Below are 16,444 nucleotides of genomic sequence, written 5' to 3' on the forward strand. Positions count from 1 at the left end.
GCGGTCACTTGCCCACGACTCGGGTCCACATCATCATGAGGTTCTTGACCACCTGGCCGTCGGGCACCTGCGCCACGGGCGGGATGTCGATCTTCACGCCGTGCTGCGTGAGCCGGGTGAAGGGGTTCGTCGCGGAGGCCGTCTTCAGCGGCACGCCCGTGTCCGCCGGCCTGAACCCGTACGCGAGCGCCTTCTCCTGGACAGGGCGGCTCTTTAGGTAACGAATCCAGATGCCCGCGGCCTGCTTCTGCGCCGGCGTCACCCAGTCGGCCTGGAGGACGGCGATCGGGTGATCGCTCCAGAGCGTCGTCGCCGGATAGTACACCTTGAGGTTGCCCCAGCGGCCCTGCGCGTTCTCGAGCTGCGCGATCGCGAGGTTCTCGTAGACGACCGCGATATCGTATTTCGACGGGCCGAACCGGACCATGTCCGTCATGAAGGTCCCGGTCGACGTCTCGAACCGGGGCACGCCCTTCTCGATCTCGCCGATGAACGCCTGGTACTTGGGGTTCAAGAGGTCGCCCACGGCGAGGCCGCTCGTCTTCTTGTAGTGGTCGAGCGTCATCAGGAGCAGCGCCTGGAGGCCGGAGTTCGAGCGCGTCGGGTCGGTGTGGCCGAGCTTGACGAAACCCCAGGCGGGCTGGCCGCCGACCGCGGGCCAACCCTCGTTGGACTTCACCGCCTTGTGGATCGCCTGCCAGGAGATCTCCCCGCGCGACGCCTTGAGGAGCGCGTTCGCGCGGTCCTCCCAGATGACAAAGACGAGCGGCGTGATGACGATGGGCTGCGGCGCGTCGTCGCCGGTGGCGGCGAACAGCTCCGTCTTGTACTTCGTCTGCCAGTCCGACATGAGCAGGTTCTGCACCAGCGAGTCGGCGGGGCTGAAGATCGTGGGCTTCTCGCTGCCGTCGACGATCGCCTGGGCCGCGTCGATCGACCCCATGGCCTTGAGGCGCAGCGAGATCTCGGGGTGCTCCTTCTTGAAGTCCGCGAGCGCCGCCTCGATCCACTCCTGCTTCTCGCTACTGTAGAGCATCGAGATCTCGGTGGCCGGCGCGGGGGGCGGGAGCGCCGCCGCGCTCGCGCTCAGCGCGGCGGTGACCACGTCGGGCTGGGCGGCCTGCTTGTCGCGCGTCGTCAGGAACAGCACGACCGCGACGGCGATGAGGAACCCCACGATGATGATGCCCTTGGCCTTCATGCGCTCGCCATTTCCCCGAGGGTCGTCAACGTCTCCTCGAACGCCTTGAGCTCGACGTTCATGTGCTCGAGCTCGTCGTGCATGGACCCCGAGAGCTGATCCATCGCCTGCGCGTCGAGCGCGCGCATCCGCACGATCTTGGCCGGCAGCCCCTCGAGCGTGGCGACGATGCGCGAGAGGTTCGCGACGACCCGCTCCCTGGCGCCGGCGATGTCGTCGAGCGCCTTGAGCTGCTCCTCGCGGACCTTCCGCGCGCTCTCGTACTCGCGCCGCGCCGCAGGGTCGCGCGCCGAGCGCGCCTTCTCGTCGAGCCGCGCGATCTCCTGCCGGACCGGGTCGGCGCTCACCTTCCCGAGGTAGCGCGCGAGCTCCTCGGCCCGGGCGATGAGCCGCGCCGAGCGCTGCTCCAGCTCGGTGATCGAGGAGAGCGTCTGGCCGAGGTGGCCCTTCACCTCGTCGCTCGTCTCCTCGAGCACGGCCTCGAGCTCCTTGCGGGCGGAGAGGATGGCCCGCACGGCGTCCCGGGTCGCGTGGTCGAGCAGCTCGTCGGGGTCGGGGAGCGCGGCGGGCGGCGCCGCGAGCGCCTGCTTCCAGAACCTGGGGCTCACCATGTCCCACGCGACCAGCGCCGCGTAGGCGACGCCGCCGAGCGCGAGGACGGGCCAGGAGTGCAGCGCGGCGGCGCCCACCGCGGCGCTGCCCGCGACGGCGAGGTTGATGGTGCCGGTCGCCGCCTTCCCCAGGACCCGCCCGACGGGGGAGCGGGGCCCGCCGCCTCGTTCGCCTTCGTTCGCCACGGTGCCTCTCAGAAGAAGGACGCCATGTCCTTGTACACCCCGACGATGGTGTCGGTCGCGCCCTTCGCGCTCGACCCCTTCGCGGCCTCGGCGATCTGCTCCAGCACGGTCGGGTCGGCGCCCGCGCCGTAGGCGATCGTGAAGACCTTCACGGGCGCGTCCTCGTCCGAGAAGCGCTTCATCAGCGCGTCGAGCGCGAGCTTGCTGTGCTCGTCCTTGCCGTCGGTCATGACCACGACCGCGTGGATGCGCGCCGGCTCCGCCTTGGCCCGGGCGAGGGCGAGCTCGTAGGCCTTCGCAACGGCGTCGTAGAGCGCCGTCTTGCCGTCGGCCACCGTCCCGTCGATGCGCGCGACGAGCTCCGCCTTGTCCTTGCCGAGCTGCTTCGGCCCGATCGCCGGGTAGAGCGCGCCGTCGAAGAAGAGGAGCGTCACGTCGTCGCGGTCGTGCAGGACGTCGAGGAACGACTTGGCCCCGTTCTTCGCCTCGGCGAGCGGCTTGCCGGCCATGCTCCCGGACTTGTCGAAGACGAGGATCACGTCGCTCGTCTTCTTCACGCTCTGCCAGACGCCGAGCAGCTTCTCGAGCGTCGCGCCGTCGGGCACGTCGAGCAGCGTCTGCGGCTGCTTCGGGTCGACGCCGTGGTCCGCGTCGACCGGCGCGCCGATCGGGATCGACGGGTCGGCCGGCCGGAAGCCCAGCGCGAGCGCGCGCTCCTGCTGGGGCTTCTCCTTGAGGAACTGGAGGAAGGCCTGCGCGCCCTCGCGCTCCTCGCTGCCCACCCACTCCGCGTCGAGGACGGCGTACGGGTGATCGGACCAGAACGTGCCCTCGACCGGGTAGACAGCGACGATCGGGAACGGCGCGTCGCCGCGCTTCGCGTACGACTCGATGACGAGGTTCTCGTAGAGCACGGCGGCCGAGAGGTACGCCGGCCCGCGGGCGAGCATCTTGTCGCCGAAGAAGCCGGTCGATTTGCCGTAATGGACGATCGTCTGCTCGATGCTGCGGAGGTAGTCCTGGGTGGGCTTCGCATCGAGGTCGGCGGCGGTCAGGCCGCGCGTCTTGCGGGCGCCGGCGTAGGCCTCGGCGAGCACGGCGAGGAGGCCGGAGTTCGAGTACTCGGGGTGGGTGTGGCCGAGCTTGAAGCGGCCCCACTCGGGGTGGCCGAGCGCGCCCCAGCCCTTCGGGTCGGCGCTGACCTTGATGAGGTTGCTCCAGCCGATCGGCTTGCCAGGCCAGCCGAGCGCCTCGGCCATCGGCTTCCACATCGCGACGACGATCGGGGAGAGGACGAGCGGGTCGCCGGCGGGCGAGAGCGGCCTGGGCTTGCCGGTCTTCGCCGACCAGGCGTTGTTCAGGAGCGAGACGTAGACCCCCGACGCAGGGCTGAACGCGGTCGGCTTGAGCTCGCCGGAGGTGATGCTCTGGACCGCCTCGCCGGAGCCCATCGCCTTCGGCTCGATATGGATGGGCCGGCCGGACTTCGTCTTTCCGCCGCGCGCCTCGAAGCGCTGCGCCTGCTCCTCAAGCCAGGTCTTCTTCTCGCTGCCGTACGCGACGACGACGGTCACGGGCGCCTTCGCCGGCTCGGGCGCGGGCTTCTCGGAGGTGACCGGGGCCGCCCCGGGCGACGGTCCATCGGACTTCGAGCTGCAGCTGGCGCACAGCGCGAGCGCCAGGATCGCGAGCGACAGCGCGTCCCGTCGTGTCATGGACCGGTCTCCTCGGGTTCAAACGCATTTCACATAGACGAGTTGTGTGACAACTCTGCGTCGGAACGCGCTCGGCCCGCGCTACCGGCGCTAGCGCGCGCCGCCGTCCGGCTTCGCCTGCCGGGGCGCGACGACCGCGTCGGGCGGCGGCGGGCCGGCGTCTGCGTGCGGCGGCGCGCTGGCGTCTGCGGGCGGCGGGGCGTCGCTGTCTGCCTGCGCGGGCGGCGGCCGCCTGGGCGCGGGCGCGGGCTGACGGAGGCCGCGCAGCGAGGCGAGCCGATCGACGAGGAAGCTGGCCTCCTCGGGCGACAGCTTGACGCGGGCGTGGAGCGCCTTGCCGTCGGCCGCGATCGCGATGCGCTCGAGCACGGCGCCGAAGCCGACGAGCCGCGTCGCGAAGTCCGCCGCGCGCGCGTCGCGGGCCGCGCGTAGCTCCGCGCCGAGCGCCTCGCAGGGGGCCTCGGCGTCGCAGAGGACGGCGGCGTGGACGGCGATCTGGGGGCCGAGCGCGACGCTGGCGCCGCCGGAGAGCAGGGACGCCGCGGGCGATCGGCTGGAGCCGCTGAGCGCGAGCTCGCGCCCGATCTCGGCGCGCTGCTCGGGCGTGAGCACCACCGTGACGCGCGCCGCCCCCTCGCCCACGGCGCGGGCGATGTCGTCGTGCGCGGCGCTCGCGCCGACGTTCCCGGCGCGGCCTTCGGCGGCGTCGATCATGGCGCGCAGGTACGCGCCCCCGCCGAGCAGGATCGGCCCCCCGGGGCGCACGGCGATCTCGCCGTGGCCCTCGGCGCTCGAGTCCCGCACCGCGCGGAAGCTGCCGATCCCGGAGACGACCGGCCGCCCGCCGCGGGCCTCGATGACCTTGGAGGCGCACGCGAGCAGCGCCTCGTCCTGCACGGCGCCGGCCGCGACCAGCCCGAAGTCGCCGCCCTCGCCCGCCGCCGGGATGGCGATCGCGACCTCGGTCAACGCGGCCACCGGATCGAAGCCGCACACGTCGCGCACCTTGCCGAGCCCCGGGATCTCGCGCTCCTCGCGCAGGAACGAGGCGAACGCGGGAGAGGCGCGCAGGGCCGGGAGATCGAGCGTCGCGACGAGCATCGCGCCCGCGGGCACGGCGTCGAGCGCGCGCGGCGCGGCGGGGGGGCTCTCCTGCCGGCGGCTGAGGAGCCAGGCGACGCCGCCGCCGAGCAGGACCCCGACGAGCAGGAGGACGAGGCCGTCTCTGGTCCGCGACTGCACGCGCGACCCGTTAGCACACGGCCGCGGCGGACGCCCCGGCGCGCGCACCTCGCGCGCCCCGGCGGGGCGGAGGATGGCGCTGCGCCAGGGCGCGCCCTGGCGTGGCGGCTGCGCGCCCCTGCGCGGTGGCTACGCGCCCTTGCGTCGCGGCGACCAGCGCGTCCCGCGGACGAGATCGAACACGGGCACGGTCACGTTGAAGTTCCAGCGCTTCATGAGCCGGGGATCATGGTGCCTGCGGTGGTGCTCGCGGAGCCGCGCGAGCCCCGGGATCCGGTACACAGGGCTGTCCGCCGGCAGGTGATACGCGAGGTGCAACCACTCGTAGCTGACGAAGAACGCCATCGCCGTCGCGAGCACGAGCAGCGCTGCGTCCCGCGAGAACAGGGCGCCCGCCGCCGCGGCGACCGGCAGCAGCAAGGCGAGGACCAGGAGCGCCGAGGCGGGCGGCGTCAGCACCAGCCAGAGCTCGCGGGCGCTCCGCAGCGCCATGTCGTCGGCGGTGAAGGCGAGGTGGTGCTCGCGCTCGTGCCGCTCGCACAGCGCGCCGAGCAGCGGCGCCCGCCGGTGCAGCACCGACCTGTGCGCCCACCACTCGAAGGCGAAGCCGAGCAGCAGCGTCGCCGGCACCGCGAGGAGCTCGACGGCATCGACGGCGTCGAGGAGGCGCACCGCCGCCGCGAGCACGAGCGCGCCGAGCAGCGTGGGCGCCGCGAGGTGGAGCGCCGGGCGGTACCCGCGCGGGATCCGCGCCGCGATCTCCGCGCGCCGCCGAGGCCGCGGCGAGGCCGGCGCGTTCGCGAGCATCGGAAACTATGAATTCCAAAAAAACAGAACGCAAGCGCGGGCGAGGCCGGCGGCGAGGGGGCGCGGTCAGCTTTCCTGGCGTTCTTCCTGCTGTTCCGCGCCGTCCTCGGGCGCGCCGCCGTCCGTCGCAGGCGCTTTCCGCTCGAACAGCCCACCGATGGCCTCGCCGATGCGGCCGATCTTCGCGGCGAGCAGCACGACGAGGAGCAGGAAGGCCGTCAGGGCGATCTCGTTGTGGGAAGCGCCGAGCACCATGCGTCGACGTCTACCACGCGGCGCCCACAGCGGGGGCGCCGCCGCGCTCGCGTGCGGCGGCGCGCGGCGGCGTCGACCTCGCGCTCGCGTGGCGGAGGTGATGTCGGCCGGGCGCTCCCAGCGCGGCAGGGGTGGAGACCTCGCCGCGCCGGCGGGGCCGTTGTGGAGGGAGCTGCGCTGCGCTGCGGGAACGCAACGGGAACGCAAGCGGGCCGCGATCGCGTTTGACAGCCCGCCGACGACCGTCGAGAGTCCAGTCGATGCGGGCCCCTGGGCGCTGCTCCGCCGGGCCGCCGCCACGAGATGACCGCCGTGTCCGAGCTCCGCGACGACTACGAAGCAGTGCAGGCGCGCCCGCGCGAAGGCGCCATCCTGCTGGCCGACGCGTCGGCGGACGGGGAGGCGATCGGCGCGGCGCTGCGGGGCCGGGGCTTCGAGGTGATCGCGGCGTCCATCGCCGAGCTCGAGGCGCGCCTCGCGAGCGACGCGCCGCGGGTCGTGATCGTGGACATCGACGAGCCCGGCGCGATCGAGACGCTCGAGCGCCTCTACCTGCGGCCGGGCGGCGTCGCAGCGTCCGTGCTCCTCGTGGGGGATCCGGTCCGCTCGGCGGAGCTCGATCCCCAGCTGTTCGGCCAGGTCTTCGAGCGCCCGGTCGACACCGCCGAGCTCGCCGCGCACGTGAGCGCGGTCGCGGAGCCCGGGCGGTTCCGCGGGGAGCACGCCATCGAGGCGCGCCTCGCGGAGGGCCTCCCGGGGCCGCTCGACCACGACGTCCCGTCGAACCCCGACTTCTCGAGCGATCTCGATCCGCTCGACGTCGGCTCGGTGCTGCCGCCCCCGGAGGAGGACGGCGACGCGGTCGGCCCGCGGCTCCTGCCGGCGCGGATCAGCCCGGAGCTCGAGGAGATCCTCGTCGCCGCCGAGCAGCGGGTCACGGCGAAGGCGCACCCGTCGAGCATCCCGGCGGCCGAGGAAGAGGTCGACCTGATGCTGTCGCCGGAGCTGCTCTCCGCCCTCGACGAGCCGCTGGATCCCGAGGAGGACGAGCCGCGGACCGGCGCGAGCGCGGCCGTCGCCCCGGTGCCCACCGGGTCGCCCTCGCAGCCGAGGACGAGCTCCGACCCGTATGGCATTGCGGTGCCTCCGCACCCGGCGGCCACCCGCGCCGAGCACACAGGGCCCGGCGACTCCCTCGCGGAGCTCGCCGAGCCGGGCGACGAGCACGAGGACGACCGCGACGCCGAGCCCGCGCTCGAGCGGGCGCACGCGACGAAGCGCGCCGGCCCCGAGCTCGCGGCGCTCTCGCTCGACAGGGAGGCGCACCTGCACGGCAGGGAGGAGCGCGATCACGGCGGTCCCGCGCTCCGGAGCGGCGGCCGCGACGCCGCGCCGCCGACCCCGCGCGACGCGGGCCGGCCCCACGCCTTCGCGTCGCCGCCGCCGCGCCCCGAGCCGGCGTGGGAACGGTCGCCATCGCCCGCGCCGCGAGAGGAGCCCGCGTGGGACCGCGCCCTGCCTGGCCCTGTGCGCGGCGGCGAGGACGTCGACTGGGCGCGCGCGCCGTCGGGCCGCATCGAGCCGAGCGTGCGCCAGCGCGTCACCGAGCCGCCGCCGCCCCGGTCGCGCGAGGCCCGTGACGCCCGCGCGCCTGGCTTTCCGCCGCCGCCCTCTCCGGGCGTCGCGTTCGTGTCGCCTCCCTCGGTCGAGGTGAGGACCGCGCTGTTGCCGTCGGTCGGCCGGGCCGAGCCCGAGCTGCCGCCTGTGCCGTCCCCGGCCCGCTCCGCCCCGGGGGGGCGCGCCCCGGCGCCTCCTGGCGGGCCCGTGCCGGCGAGCGCGGCCGCCGGCTCGCTCGGGCGCGGCCTCCTGGCGCCGAGCCCGCCTGCCGCGCCGAGCACGGCCGCGTTCGGCCGCGGACCCCTGCAAGCTCCGCCGTCCATGGCCATCTCCGGCGCGGCCCTGCGTGGGCCTGCGCCGCCTGCGCTGCCGCTCGTGCCGCCCGCGCCCGCCACGGTCAGCGCGGCCGGGCTCGGCCGCGCCATGGCGCCTGAGCTGGTCGACGAGGCGCCGAGCTCCGACGGGGCCTCCTCGACCACGGTGCTCGGCCCTGGCGACGCGCCGCGCGCGCTGGCCCGCGCGGTGGGCAGCCGCTCCTCCGGCGCCCTCGCGATCACGACCGAGGAGGGCGCGCGGCGCATCGTCGTGCACGAGGGCGATCTCGTCACCGCTGGCTCGAGCATCCCCGAGGAGACGCTGCTCGCCTTCCTGGTCGGGCGGGGCGACCTCGAGCGCGAGGTCGCGGCGCGGCTCGCGGGCAAGCTCCCCGCCTCGGGCCGGCACGCCGGCGCGGCGCTCATCGCGCACGGCCACCTCGGCCAGGACGACCTCTGGCCGGTGCTGCGCGCGCACGCCGAGTGGGTCATCGGCCATGTCGTGCTCGTCGAGGCCGGCACGTGCGACCTCGAGCCCGAGCCGCCGGGCCGCCTCAAGGCGGAGCCGAACGTCTTCGGCGGCGCCACCGGCGCCGAGGTCTTCGTCGAGACGATCCGCCGCGTGATCGCCCCCGAGGTCGCCTTGCGCCGCCTCGGCGGCCCGGGGGCGCGCCTCGACGACGGCGTCCGGCGCAACCTGCTCGGCGAGTGCGCGCTGCGGCGCGAGGAGGAGGAGCTCGTGCGCACCGCGCGCGGCCGCAGCGTCGGCGAGCTCGTGAGCGTGGCGGAGCCCGAGAACGCGAGCGTGCTCTACGCGCTCGTCTGCCTGGAGGTGCTCGACGTCCTCATCCCGCCGTCGATCACCGAGGCGCCGCCCCCGCCGGCGGAGGATCCGCTCGACGAGGAGGCGATCCGGCAGCGCGTCCGGGCGCGGCTCGCGCTGGTGGAGGACGGGGACTACTTCTCGATCCTCGGCATCCCGCGCGACGCGACGAACTACGAGATCCGCCGCGCGTACCTCGCGCTCAGGAAGGCCTTCGAGCCCTCCTCCCTGCTCACCGCCGCGACAGTGGACCTGCTCGACGACGTGCGGCTCGTCATCGAGGTGCTCGACGAGGCCTACGAGATCCTGCGCGAGCCGCACCGGCGCGAGCGGTACCGGCGGGCGATCGAGGCGGGGCCGCCGTAAGCGGCCGCGGGCGCGGGAGGGCGGCTCCGCCCACTCCGCAGGACGCGCGGCGGGCACGGTTGATGAAGGCCGGCGCGGCTGTGCAATGCGCGCTCTCTCCCGGACCCGGACCGACGGCGATGGCGGCGCTGCGCACGGGCGAGCCGGCGCGCTCCGGTCGATCGGCCGCGGCGGCGCTGATCTCCGCCCTCGCGCTCGCCCCGGGGTGCGTCCGCGAGGCGGCGAAGGAGGCGACCCACGGCACGCTCGAGGCGCTCGAGCGCGGCGCGCAAGACCGGGCCGGGCCCGCCGGAAGATCGGCCGAGGGCGCGCATGAGCGCGAGCGGCCTCTCGTAGGCGCCATCGTTCACGATGCGGTCCGGGCCGGCGCGGCGGAGATCGGGCGGCAGGCCGAGGGCCTGGAGCCGGTCATCGCGCAGACGAGCGAGGCTGTGAGCAGCGCCGTGATCGAGGGTGCCCTCCAGCACGACCGGGCGCTCGTCACCCTCGTCGAGGAGGGCTCGGGCGCTGCGGCGAGGGCTGCGGCGCGCGAGGGGACGGCGGAGCTCATGGAGCAGCTCGCCGGGTGCCCCGCCGGCGACCCGGGCTGCTCGAGCGTCGCGATCGAGCGCGCGAGCCGCGCCGCCGCCACGGGCTTCGCGGACGGCCTGGGGAGGGCGATCCGGCCCTGGATCATCGGCCTCGCGTTCGGTGGGGGGTTCCTGCTCGCCGCGTTGCTCGCCGTCGCCATCGCGGTCTTCACGCGGCGGCACGAGCGCTCTGCCGCGCACTGACAGGTCCGCCCCTTGCAGGCGCCCGCACCGCAGGAGGCACCATGTCCAAGGCGAGTGAGTTCATCGAAGCCCTGCGTCGGATCGAGGAGAGCGGCGATGTCGAGCCCATGGCGCGGCTGTTCGCGCCCGACGCCGAGCTCAGCAACCCGACGATCTCGAGGCCGCTGCGCGGCCCGACCGGCGCCCGCAACTTCTGGCGCAGCTACCGCCACGCCTTCGGCGAGGTGCGGTCCGAGTTCCGGTGCGTCGCCGAGTCGGACAGGGCGTCCCTCCTCGAGTGGACGAGCCGCGGGACGCTGCCCAGCGGGGCCGAGTTCTCGTACCAAGGCGTGAGCGTGATCGAGCACCCGGCCGGCGCGATCGCGCGGTTCAGGGCGTACTTCGATCCGAGGTCCCTCGGGCTCCCGCTGAGGCACGCGGCGTAGCGCCGCGCTTCAGCCGCGCTTCAGCTGGAGCACGCGGCGTAGCGCCGCGCTTCAGCTGGAGCACGCGGCGTAGCGCCGCGTGCCGGCCCGCGCGATCGCGTCCACCACGACCTCGCCCTGCTCGACGCCCAAGAGCGCCGCCGACCCTTCCTCGAGCTGGCCGCGCAGGATGAGCTCCGCGAGCGGCGCCTCGACGAGGCGCGCGATCGTGCGCTTCATCGGCCGGGCGCCGAGCTCTGGGTCGAACCCCCCGGCGTCGAGCAGCGCGTCGATCGCCTCGGGCTCGACCTCGAGCTCCACGCCGCGCGCCTCGAGCTCGCGCTCGAGGCCGCCCAGCAGCCGCCGCGTGATCTCGGCGACGTCCGCCCGCGTGAGCGGCGCGAAGCAGAGGACCTCGTCGATGCGGTTGTAGAGCTCGGGCGGCAGCGCGACGCGGGCCGCGGAGAGCATCGCCTCGCCGAGGCGCTCGGGCGACACAGCCGCGGAGCTGCGGGCGAAGCCGACGGAGCGCTCGGCTCGGAGCGCGCCGGCCTCCGCGGCGCCGAGGTTCGAGGTCATCACGAGGACCGTGTTCGTGAAGTCCACCCGCCGGCCTCGGCCGTCGGTCAGGCGGCCCTCGTCGAAGACCTGGAGGAACGCCTCGAGCACGTCGCGGTGCGCCTTCTCGATCTCGTCGAGCAGCACCACCTGATACGGCCTCCGCCGCACCGCCTCGGTGAGCTGGCCGCCCGCCTCGTGGCCGACGTAGCCGGGCGGCGCGCCGACGAGGCGCGCGACAGCGTGCGACTCCGCGTACTCGGAGAAGTCCAGCCGCGTCATCGCGTCGGGCGAGTGGAACAGCGCCTCGGCGATGGCCTTCGCCGTCTCCGTCTTGCCCACGCCGGTCGGCCCCAGCAGAAGGAACGACCCGATCGGGCGGCGCGCGCGCAGGCCGGCCGCGTTCCGGCGGAGCACCCGCGCGATGCGCGCCAGCGCCTCGCTGTGGCCGACGACCTTGTCGGCGAGCAGCGTCTCCAGCGAGAGCATCCGCTCGCGGTCGGTCTCGAGGAGCCGCTCGACCGGCAGGTCGGCGAGCTCGGAGACCACCTCGGCGACCTCGGCGGGGCCCACCTGCCGCGCCGGCTGCGCAGGTTCACGGAGCGCCGCGCGCGACGCGCGCGCAGCCGACGGCGCGCGCCGCCGCGTGCGCGCGCCCGCGAGGTCGAGGATCGAGAGCGCCTTGTCGGGCAGCGCGCGCCCGGGCAGGTAGCGCACGGACCAGGCGACGGCCGAGGCCAGCGCCTCGTCGGTGAACGCGAGCCCGTGGTGCGCGCCGAGCCCGACCGCGACGCTCTGGAGGAGCAGGAACGCCTCGTCCTCCTCGGGCTCGTCGATCTCGACGATCGTGAAGCGCCGCGCGAGCGCCGGGTCGACCTCGATGGTCTTGCGGTACTCCTCGGGCGTGGCGGTGCCGATCAGCGTGAGCTCGCCGCGGGCGAGCGCGAGCTTGATCTCGGCCATCGCCTCGTCGAGCGCGCCGCTGCCGAAGAGCTCCGACAGGCCGTCGATGAACAGGATGACCCGCCCGCCCGCCTCGCGGAGCTCGGACCGGAGCGCGGACAGGCGCTCGCTCAGCGCGCCGCGCGCGCCGGTGCCGGCGAGGAGCTCCGAGGGCACGAGCTCGACCACGATGCGCGGCTCCCGCTCGTCGAACGCGAGCCGGTGGGCGATGCCGCGCGCGACCGAGGTCTTGCCGACGCCCGCCGGGCCGAGGAGGCAGGGGTTGTTCGCGTGGCGCTTGGCCAGGACGTCGAGCGCCTGCTCGATCTCGTGCTCGCGGCCGACGATCGGCTCGAGCTCCCCCTGCACCGCCGCGAGCGAGAGGTTGTGCCCGAGCGATGCGAGGGCCGGGAAGCGCGCGCGGTCGAGGGTGAAGCGCGCCGCGAGGGCGGCGCTCGCGGCGGCGCTCGTGGCGGTCGGCGGTGCGAGCGGCGGGAGCGGCCGCCCCGGCGCGGGCGCGGCGGGGGAGGCGGCGGAAGCGGGGGCAGGGGAGCCCGAGGACGCTGGGGAGGGGGTGGGCGTGAGGGCGGCGAGCGGCTCGGCGGAGGCCAGCGCGTCGGCGCCGGCCGGGGCCGCGGCGGGGCGGGGGCGCCCCGGCGGGAACAGCGGCGCCGGCGGGAACAGCGGCACGGTGACGCCCGGGCCGGCTCCCTTGGAGGGCCTCGATTCCGGCGCGCCGGCGCCCTTGGCGGGCCGCAGCTCCGGGATGGCGATGCCAGCGCCCCTGGCGGGCCGCAGCTCCGGGACGGCGACGCCGGCGCCCTTGGCGGGCCGCAGCTCCTGGGACGTCCGTGGCGAGCGCGGCGTGCGCGCCGGATCGGCGACCTCGCCGCGGGCGCGGCGCGCCGTGGGCGTTGTAGCCGGCGCGGGCGGCGTCTCCGGCGCGCCGCCGTCCTGGAGCAGCCGCGCGGGCGTCCGCCGCGCCTGCACCACGCCGAGCGCGATCTGGAGCGCCGCGGTCCGCAGCCGCGCCAGGTCGACCCCCGACTGGGTGAGCGCGCGGTGCGCGGCCGAGCTGCGGTCGGACAGGAGCGCGAGCAGCAGGTGGAGCGCCGCGGGCTCCTTCGCGGTCGCTCGCTTCGCGACGTCGCGCGCGCCCCCCATCGCCCGGCCGATCGGGTCGGGGCCCTCGTCGTCGACCGAGCGGGTCGCCTTGAGCAAGGCCTCGTCGTCGAGCCGCCGATCGCGGAGCAGATCTGCGGCGGGGCCGCCGCTCAGGGCGATGGCCACGAGGAGGTGCACGCTCGACAGGCGCTCCTTGCGCTGGGCGGCGAGGTCCTGCGCGAGCTTGCGCAGCGTGACGAGCTCGGCGTGGGAGCGAGGGCTGGTCATCCTTGCAGAGGTCTCCAGGCCCCGGGTTCGCACGCCGGGCGAAGGCGGGCCAAGTTTCGGAGGCCGGCGGCGCTGGCGGTGGCGCCGGCTACAGCCCGGCCGCGAGGAATCGGGCGAGGAAGCCGCGGGTGCCGGCGTTGCCGAGGGAGTTGCACACCGGCGAGGCGGCGCCGATCGGGCAGTCGACGTCGCGGTCGTAGGACCAGTAGTGGACGCCGGCGAGGCCCTGGGACCTGGCGAAGGCGGCGGTCTCGTCGACGTCGGTCAGGGTGTAGAGCTCGCCCTGGACGTCGTTGCCGCCGATCATCGGGGTGAGCTCGATGTTGGCGAAGGGCACGCCGAAGTGATCGTGCAGGTTGTACGCGGCCTGGATCGCCGACTGGCCCATGTCGCACTGGCCGCCGGACACGACGCACACGCCGGGACCGGGCGAGCCGTAGTTCATCGTCATCAGGTTGACGGTGACATAGCTGGGCCAGGTCGCCGCGCTGCCGTCGAAGCCGAAGACGTCGGCGACCGCGGCCATGGCGGTGTCGCCGAGGACGTTGAGGCTCGAGCCGATGTTGATGCCGAGGGAGCGCGCCGTCGACGCGCCCTCGTTGTTGGCGAGGGTCGCCACGGTCAGGCTGAAGCGCAGGTTCGGGTACGCAGCGTGCGCGGTCTCGAGGCGCTGCACCAGCGCCGCGATCACCTGGGGCGACTGGCCGGCCTCGATGTCGAGGTCGACGCCGACCAGGTGCGGGCCGGCCCAGCGATCGAGGAAGGTCGCAAAGCCGGCGTCGGAGCCGCAGGTGAACGAGCCCGCCGCGCCGCCTGTCGACAGGATGTAGTCGACGCTGGCGGCCTCGAGCACGGGGACGTTGGCGGCGGCCATCGCCGCGCCAGGCACGTCGCCCCAGCTCTCGTTGCCGCACTCGCCGGTGGCGAAGGCCAGGCTGACGACGTTGCCGCCGGCGGCGTCGAGGTCGTCGGCGAACACGGTCTGGGTCCCGGACACCTTCGTGGAGATCACGTTGGTGTTCCAGTTCATGTTGACGCTGGTGTCCTTGTAGGGGCCGAACAGGAGCGCGCCGTTCCCGCTGCCGGTGCCGCCGGCGCCATTGCCGCCACCACCGCCGTTGCCGCCGCCACCGCCAGCGCCGCCAGCGCCGCCGCCGCCGCCGCCGCCGCCGCCGCCGCCGCCGCCGCCGCCGCCGTCAGCGCCGCCGCCGCCAGCGCCGCCGTTGCCGCCGTCGCCGGGATCGGGATCACCGCCCTCGCAGGTGCCGGGGGTCCACAAGGCCGGCACGGCGGGCGGGGTCCAGCCGGGCTCGCTGGTGTGGCCCTGCACGCACTGGTAGAAGGCGCCTCCGAAATCGACGACGTCGCCGGCGGAGAAGGCGGTCCATTCGGTCCACGCCGGCGCGTTCGCGCATTGCTCGGCGGTGAGGTGCGCCGCGCTGTTGTCGCCGGCGGCGCACGCGGAGGCGAAGCTCGCCGCGGCGAACAGGAAGAGGAGGAGGGTGCAGCTCTTCATCGGGTCCTCGTGAAGGGGCTTCGGGTTCGATCCCGGGCTTGCACGAGGATAGAGCGCTGCCCCCCCGGCATGTCGTGGCCGACCGGCAGCAGAGGTGCGGCCCGCGGTGACCCTCGGCCCTGGAATCCTCACAGTCCGTGTCTCTTCCGGATCATCTCGGCGGCCCGTTCGCCGATGATCACGCAAGGCGCCATCGTGTTGCCCGTCGTGACACGCGGCATGATCGAGCCATCGGCGATGCGCAGGTTCTCGATCCCGTAGACCTGCAGCTGGCCATCGACCACTGACATGGAATCCCGTCCCATCTTCGCCGAGCACGTCTGGTGATAGTAGGGGATGATGCCGTCGCCTACGAAGTGCTCCAGCGCCGGCCCGCGCAGGTCCCCCGGCATGATCTCGCGTTGGGTGAAGGGGCGAAGCGCCGTCGAATTGCCGATCTCCCGGCACAGCCGCACACCGATGAGCATCGCCTTCATATCGGCGGGGTCGCTCATCGTGTTGGCGTCGATGTCGAGGGGATCGGACGGGCTCGCTCCCGTGAGCCGCAGGCGCCCCCGGCTCTGGGGACGCATGACGGCGGGGTAAATCGCCCAGGAGGGAGCTTGCGGGTCGAGGCGAGCCATCATCGGGCTGGCGAGGGGATACTCGACCTGCACGAACATCAGGTCCGGTGTGTCGAGGCCCAGGTCGCTCTTCCAGAAGGAGACGGCCTCCGCGCCATTGTTGCGCGGCGGCAGGGGTTCCTCATATTCCCAGATGCAGCCGGCGAACAACAGGTGATCCTGGAGGTTCTGTCCCACGCCCGGCAGGTGCTGCACGACGTCGATGCCGACCCGACGGAGCTCCTGCTCGTCCCCGACGCCCGACTGCATCAGGACCTTGGGCGTGTTGATGGCGCCGAGGGACAGCACGATCTCTCGCCCTGCTCCGACACGGTGGACCTTTCCATCGAACAGGACCTCCACGGCGATGGCCCGCTTGCCCTCGAAGATCACGCGCGTGACCAAGGCGTGCGTCAAGACGGTCAGGTTCGGCCTATCGAGGTAGGGATGGACGTAGGATCGATAGATGGAGACCCGCTGGCCGTCGCGGAGCAGCACGTTCATCAGCGCAGCGCCGCCTTCTCCCTCCATCATCACGCCGTTGTGGTCTGCAAAGGTCGGGATGCCGACGGAGCGCGCGGCCTCCACCATCGCCGGCGCGATCGGGTTGGGATCCGGCTCGGGCTGGACGAACAGGAGCCCACCGCTCCCGCGGCGCTTCGGATCCGGCTCGCCATGCCAGTCCTCGATGCGCCGGTAGATCGCCAGGACCGAGTCGTAGCTCCAGCCCGTCTCGCCCGTCTCGGCTGCGAAGTGGTCCCAGTCGTTCCGGTGGCCGCGCGCCCAGGTCATCCCGTTGATGCTGGAGCCGCCCCCCAGGACCTTGCCCATCGACCAGAGGAGGGAGCGGCCATTGAGATGGGGGTTGGGCCGCGTCCGGAACCCCCAATCTCGTTCGCTGCCGATGTTGGCGGTCCACCGTGCGGCATCCGTGACCTCCGGCGCCTTGTCGCTCCCGCCCGCCTCCAAGAGGAGGACACTCACCTCCGGGTTCTCGGCCAACCGGCGCGCCACCACGGATCCGGACGAGCCCGACCCGCAGACGACGAAGTCGTACTGTGGCTTCATCTCGGTCTCCTGCGTCTGCTGATTTGCACCGATGTGCTTCGACTGGCTCATT

12 protein-coding genes are annotated in these 16,444 nt (G+C 74.1%); 3 read left to right on the forward strand and 9 right to left on the reverse strand.

The window, feature by feature from the left end:
• Positions 1-4 precede the first annotated feature (4 nt).
• From WME79_RS45910 to WME79_RS45935, 6 genes are all read right to left on the reverse strand, one after another.
• A complete protein-coding gene (locus WME79_RS45910) occupies positions 5-1,201 on the reverse strand; it encodes a substrate-binding domain-containing protein (RefSeq protein ID WP_437528516.1) in 1,197 nt (398 codons plus the stop codon).
• On the reverse strand, positions 1,198-1,998 hold the full coding sequence (locus tag WME79_RS45915) for a hypothetical protein (RefSeq protein WP_437528517.1): 801 nt from the start codon (positions 1,996-1,998) through the stop codon (positions 1,198-1,200). Before WME79_RS45915 ends, WME79_RS45910 begins: the two co-directional genes overlap by 4 nt.
• Before the next feature lie 8 nt (positions 1,999-2,006).
• Positions 2,007-3,713, reverse strand: coding sequence for a substrate-binding and vWA domain-containing protein (locus WME79_RS45920; RefSeq protein ID WP_437528518.1), 1,707 nt, complete (start codon positions 3,711-3,713; stop codon positions 2,007-2,009).
• 90 nt (positions 3,714-3,803) lie between these two features.
• Positions 3,804-4,955, reverse strand: coding sequence for a hypothetical protein (locus WME79_RS45925; RefSeq protein ID WP_437528519.1), 1,152 nt, complete (start codon positions 4,953-4,955; stop codon positions 3,804-3,806).
• Between the two features lie 129 nt (positions 4,956-5,084).
• Positions 5,085-5,762: a sterol desaturase family protein gene (locus WME79_RS45930; protein WP_437528520.1), complete on the reverse strand. Its 678-nt coding sequence runs from the start codon at positions 5,760-5,762 to the stop codon at positions 5,085-5,087.
• A gap of 66 nt (positions 5,763-5,828) precedes the next feature.
• The gene (locus WME79_RS45935; RefSeq protein ID WP_437528521.1) at positions 5,829-6,017 is read right to left on the reverse strand and encodes a hypothetical protein; all 189 of its coding nucleotides are present in this window, start codon (positions 6,015-6,017) and stop codon (positions 5,829-5,831) included.
• A 312-nt stretch (positions 6,018-6,329) separates the two neighbouring features.
• Here WME79_RS45935 and WME79_RS45940 point away from each other — a divergent pair, with 312 nt between their 5' ends.
• The 3 genes from WME79_RS45940 (at position 6,330) to WME79_RS45950 (ending at position 10,335) form a co-directional block, all read left to right on the forward strand.
• A complete protein-coding gene (locus WME79_RS45940) occupies positions 6,330-9,137 on the forward strand; it encodes a DUF4388 domain-containing protein (protein ID WP_437528522.1) in 2,808 nt (935 codons plus the stop codon).
• A gap of 62 nt (positions 9,138-9,199) precedes the next feature.
• On the forward strand, positions 9,200-9,910 hold the full coding sequence (locus WME79_RS45945; protein WP_437528523.1) for a hypothetical protein: 711 nt from the start codon (positions 9,200-9,202) through the stop codon (positions 9,908-9,910).
• Positions 9,911-9,951: 41 nt separating this feature from the next.
• Positions 9,952-10,335 carry a nuclear transport factor 2 family protein gene (locus WME79_RS45950; RefSeq protein WP_437528524.1) on the forward strand — a complete coding sequence of 128 codons (384 nt, stop codon included), beginning with the start codon at positions 9,952-9,954 and terminating at the stop codon, positions 10,333-10,335.
• Positions 10,336-10,386: 51 nt separating this feature from the next.
• Here the strand turns inward: WME79_RS45950 and WME79_RS45955 are convergent, their stop codons facing one another.
• From WME79_RS45955 to WME79_RS45965, 3 genes are all read right to left on the reverse strand, one after another.
• Entirely contained in the window at positions 10,387-13,206 is a 2,820-nt protein-coding gene (locus WME79_RS45955; RefSeq protein WP_437528525.1) for an AAA family ATPase, read from the reverse strand.
• Between the two features lie 88 nt (positions 13,207-13,294).
• Complete coding sequence (locus WME79_RS45960; RefSeq protein ID WP_437528526.1) at positions 13,295-14,722, reverse strand: carbohydrate-binding protein; 1,428 nt, start codon at positions 14,720-14,722, stop codon at positions 13,295-13,297.
• Between the two features lie 128 nt (positions 14,723-14,850).
• A complete protein-coding gene (locus tag WME79_RS45965) occupies positions 14,851-16,443 on the reverse strand; it encodes a GMC family oxidoreductase (RefSeq protein WP_437528527.1) in 1,593 nt (530 codons plus the stop codon).
• Between the last annotated feature and the right edge of the window lies 1 nt (position 16,444).

Source organism: Sorangium sp. So ce726 (assembly GCF_051521405.1).
GTDB lineage: Bacteria > Myxococcota_A > Polyangia > Polyangiales > Polyangiaceae > Sorangium.

What these genes read in the sequence shown, in the direction of transcription:
- WME79_RS45945 (WP_437528523.1), top strand. Translation starts at nt 9,200, where the DNA reads ATGAAGGCCGGCGCGGCTGTGCAATGCGCGCTCTCTCCCGGACCCGGA.
- WME79_RS45930 (WP_437528520.1), bottom strand. Translation starts at nt 5,762, where the DNA reads ATGCTCGCGAACGCGCCGGCCTCGCCGCGGCCTCGGCGGCGCGCGGAG.
- WME79_RS45920 (WP_437528518.1), bottom strand. Translation starts at nt 3,713, where the DNA reads ATGACACGACGGGACGCGCTGTCGCTCGCGATCCTGGCGCTCGCGCTG.
- WME79_RS45935 (WP_437528521.1), bottom strand. Translation starts at nt 6,017, where the DNA reads ATGGTGCTCGGCGCTTCCCACAACGAGATCGCCCTGACGGCCTTCCTG.
- WME79_RS45910 (WP_437528516.1), bottom strand. Translation starts at nt 1,201, where the DNA reads ATGAAGGCCAAGGGCATCATCATCGTGGGGTTCCTCATCGCCGTCGCG.
- WME79_RS45950 (WP_437528524.1), top strand. Translation starts at nt 9,952, where the DNA reads ATGTCCAAGGCGAGTGAGTTCATCGAAGCCCTGCGTCGGATCGAGGAG.
- WME79_RS45955 (WP_437528525.1), bottom strand. Translation starts at nt 13,206, where the DNA reads ATGACCAGCCCTCGCTCCCACGCCGAGCTCGTCACGCTGCGCAAGCTC.
- WME79_RS45965 (WP_437528527.1), bottom strand. Translation starts at nt 16,443, where the DNA reads ATGAGCCAGTCGAAGCACATCGGTGCAAATCAGCAGACGCAGGAGACC.
- WME79_RS45960 (WP_437528526.1), bottom strand. Translation starts at nt 14,722, where the DNA reads ATGAAGAGCTGCACCCTCCTCCTCTTCCTGTTCGCCGCGGCGAGCTTC.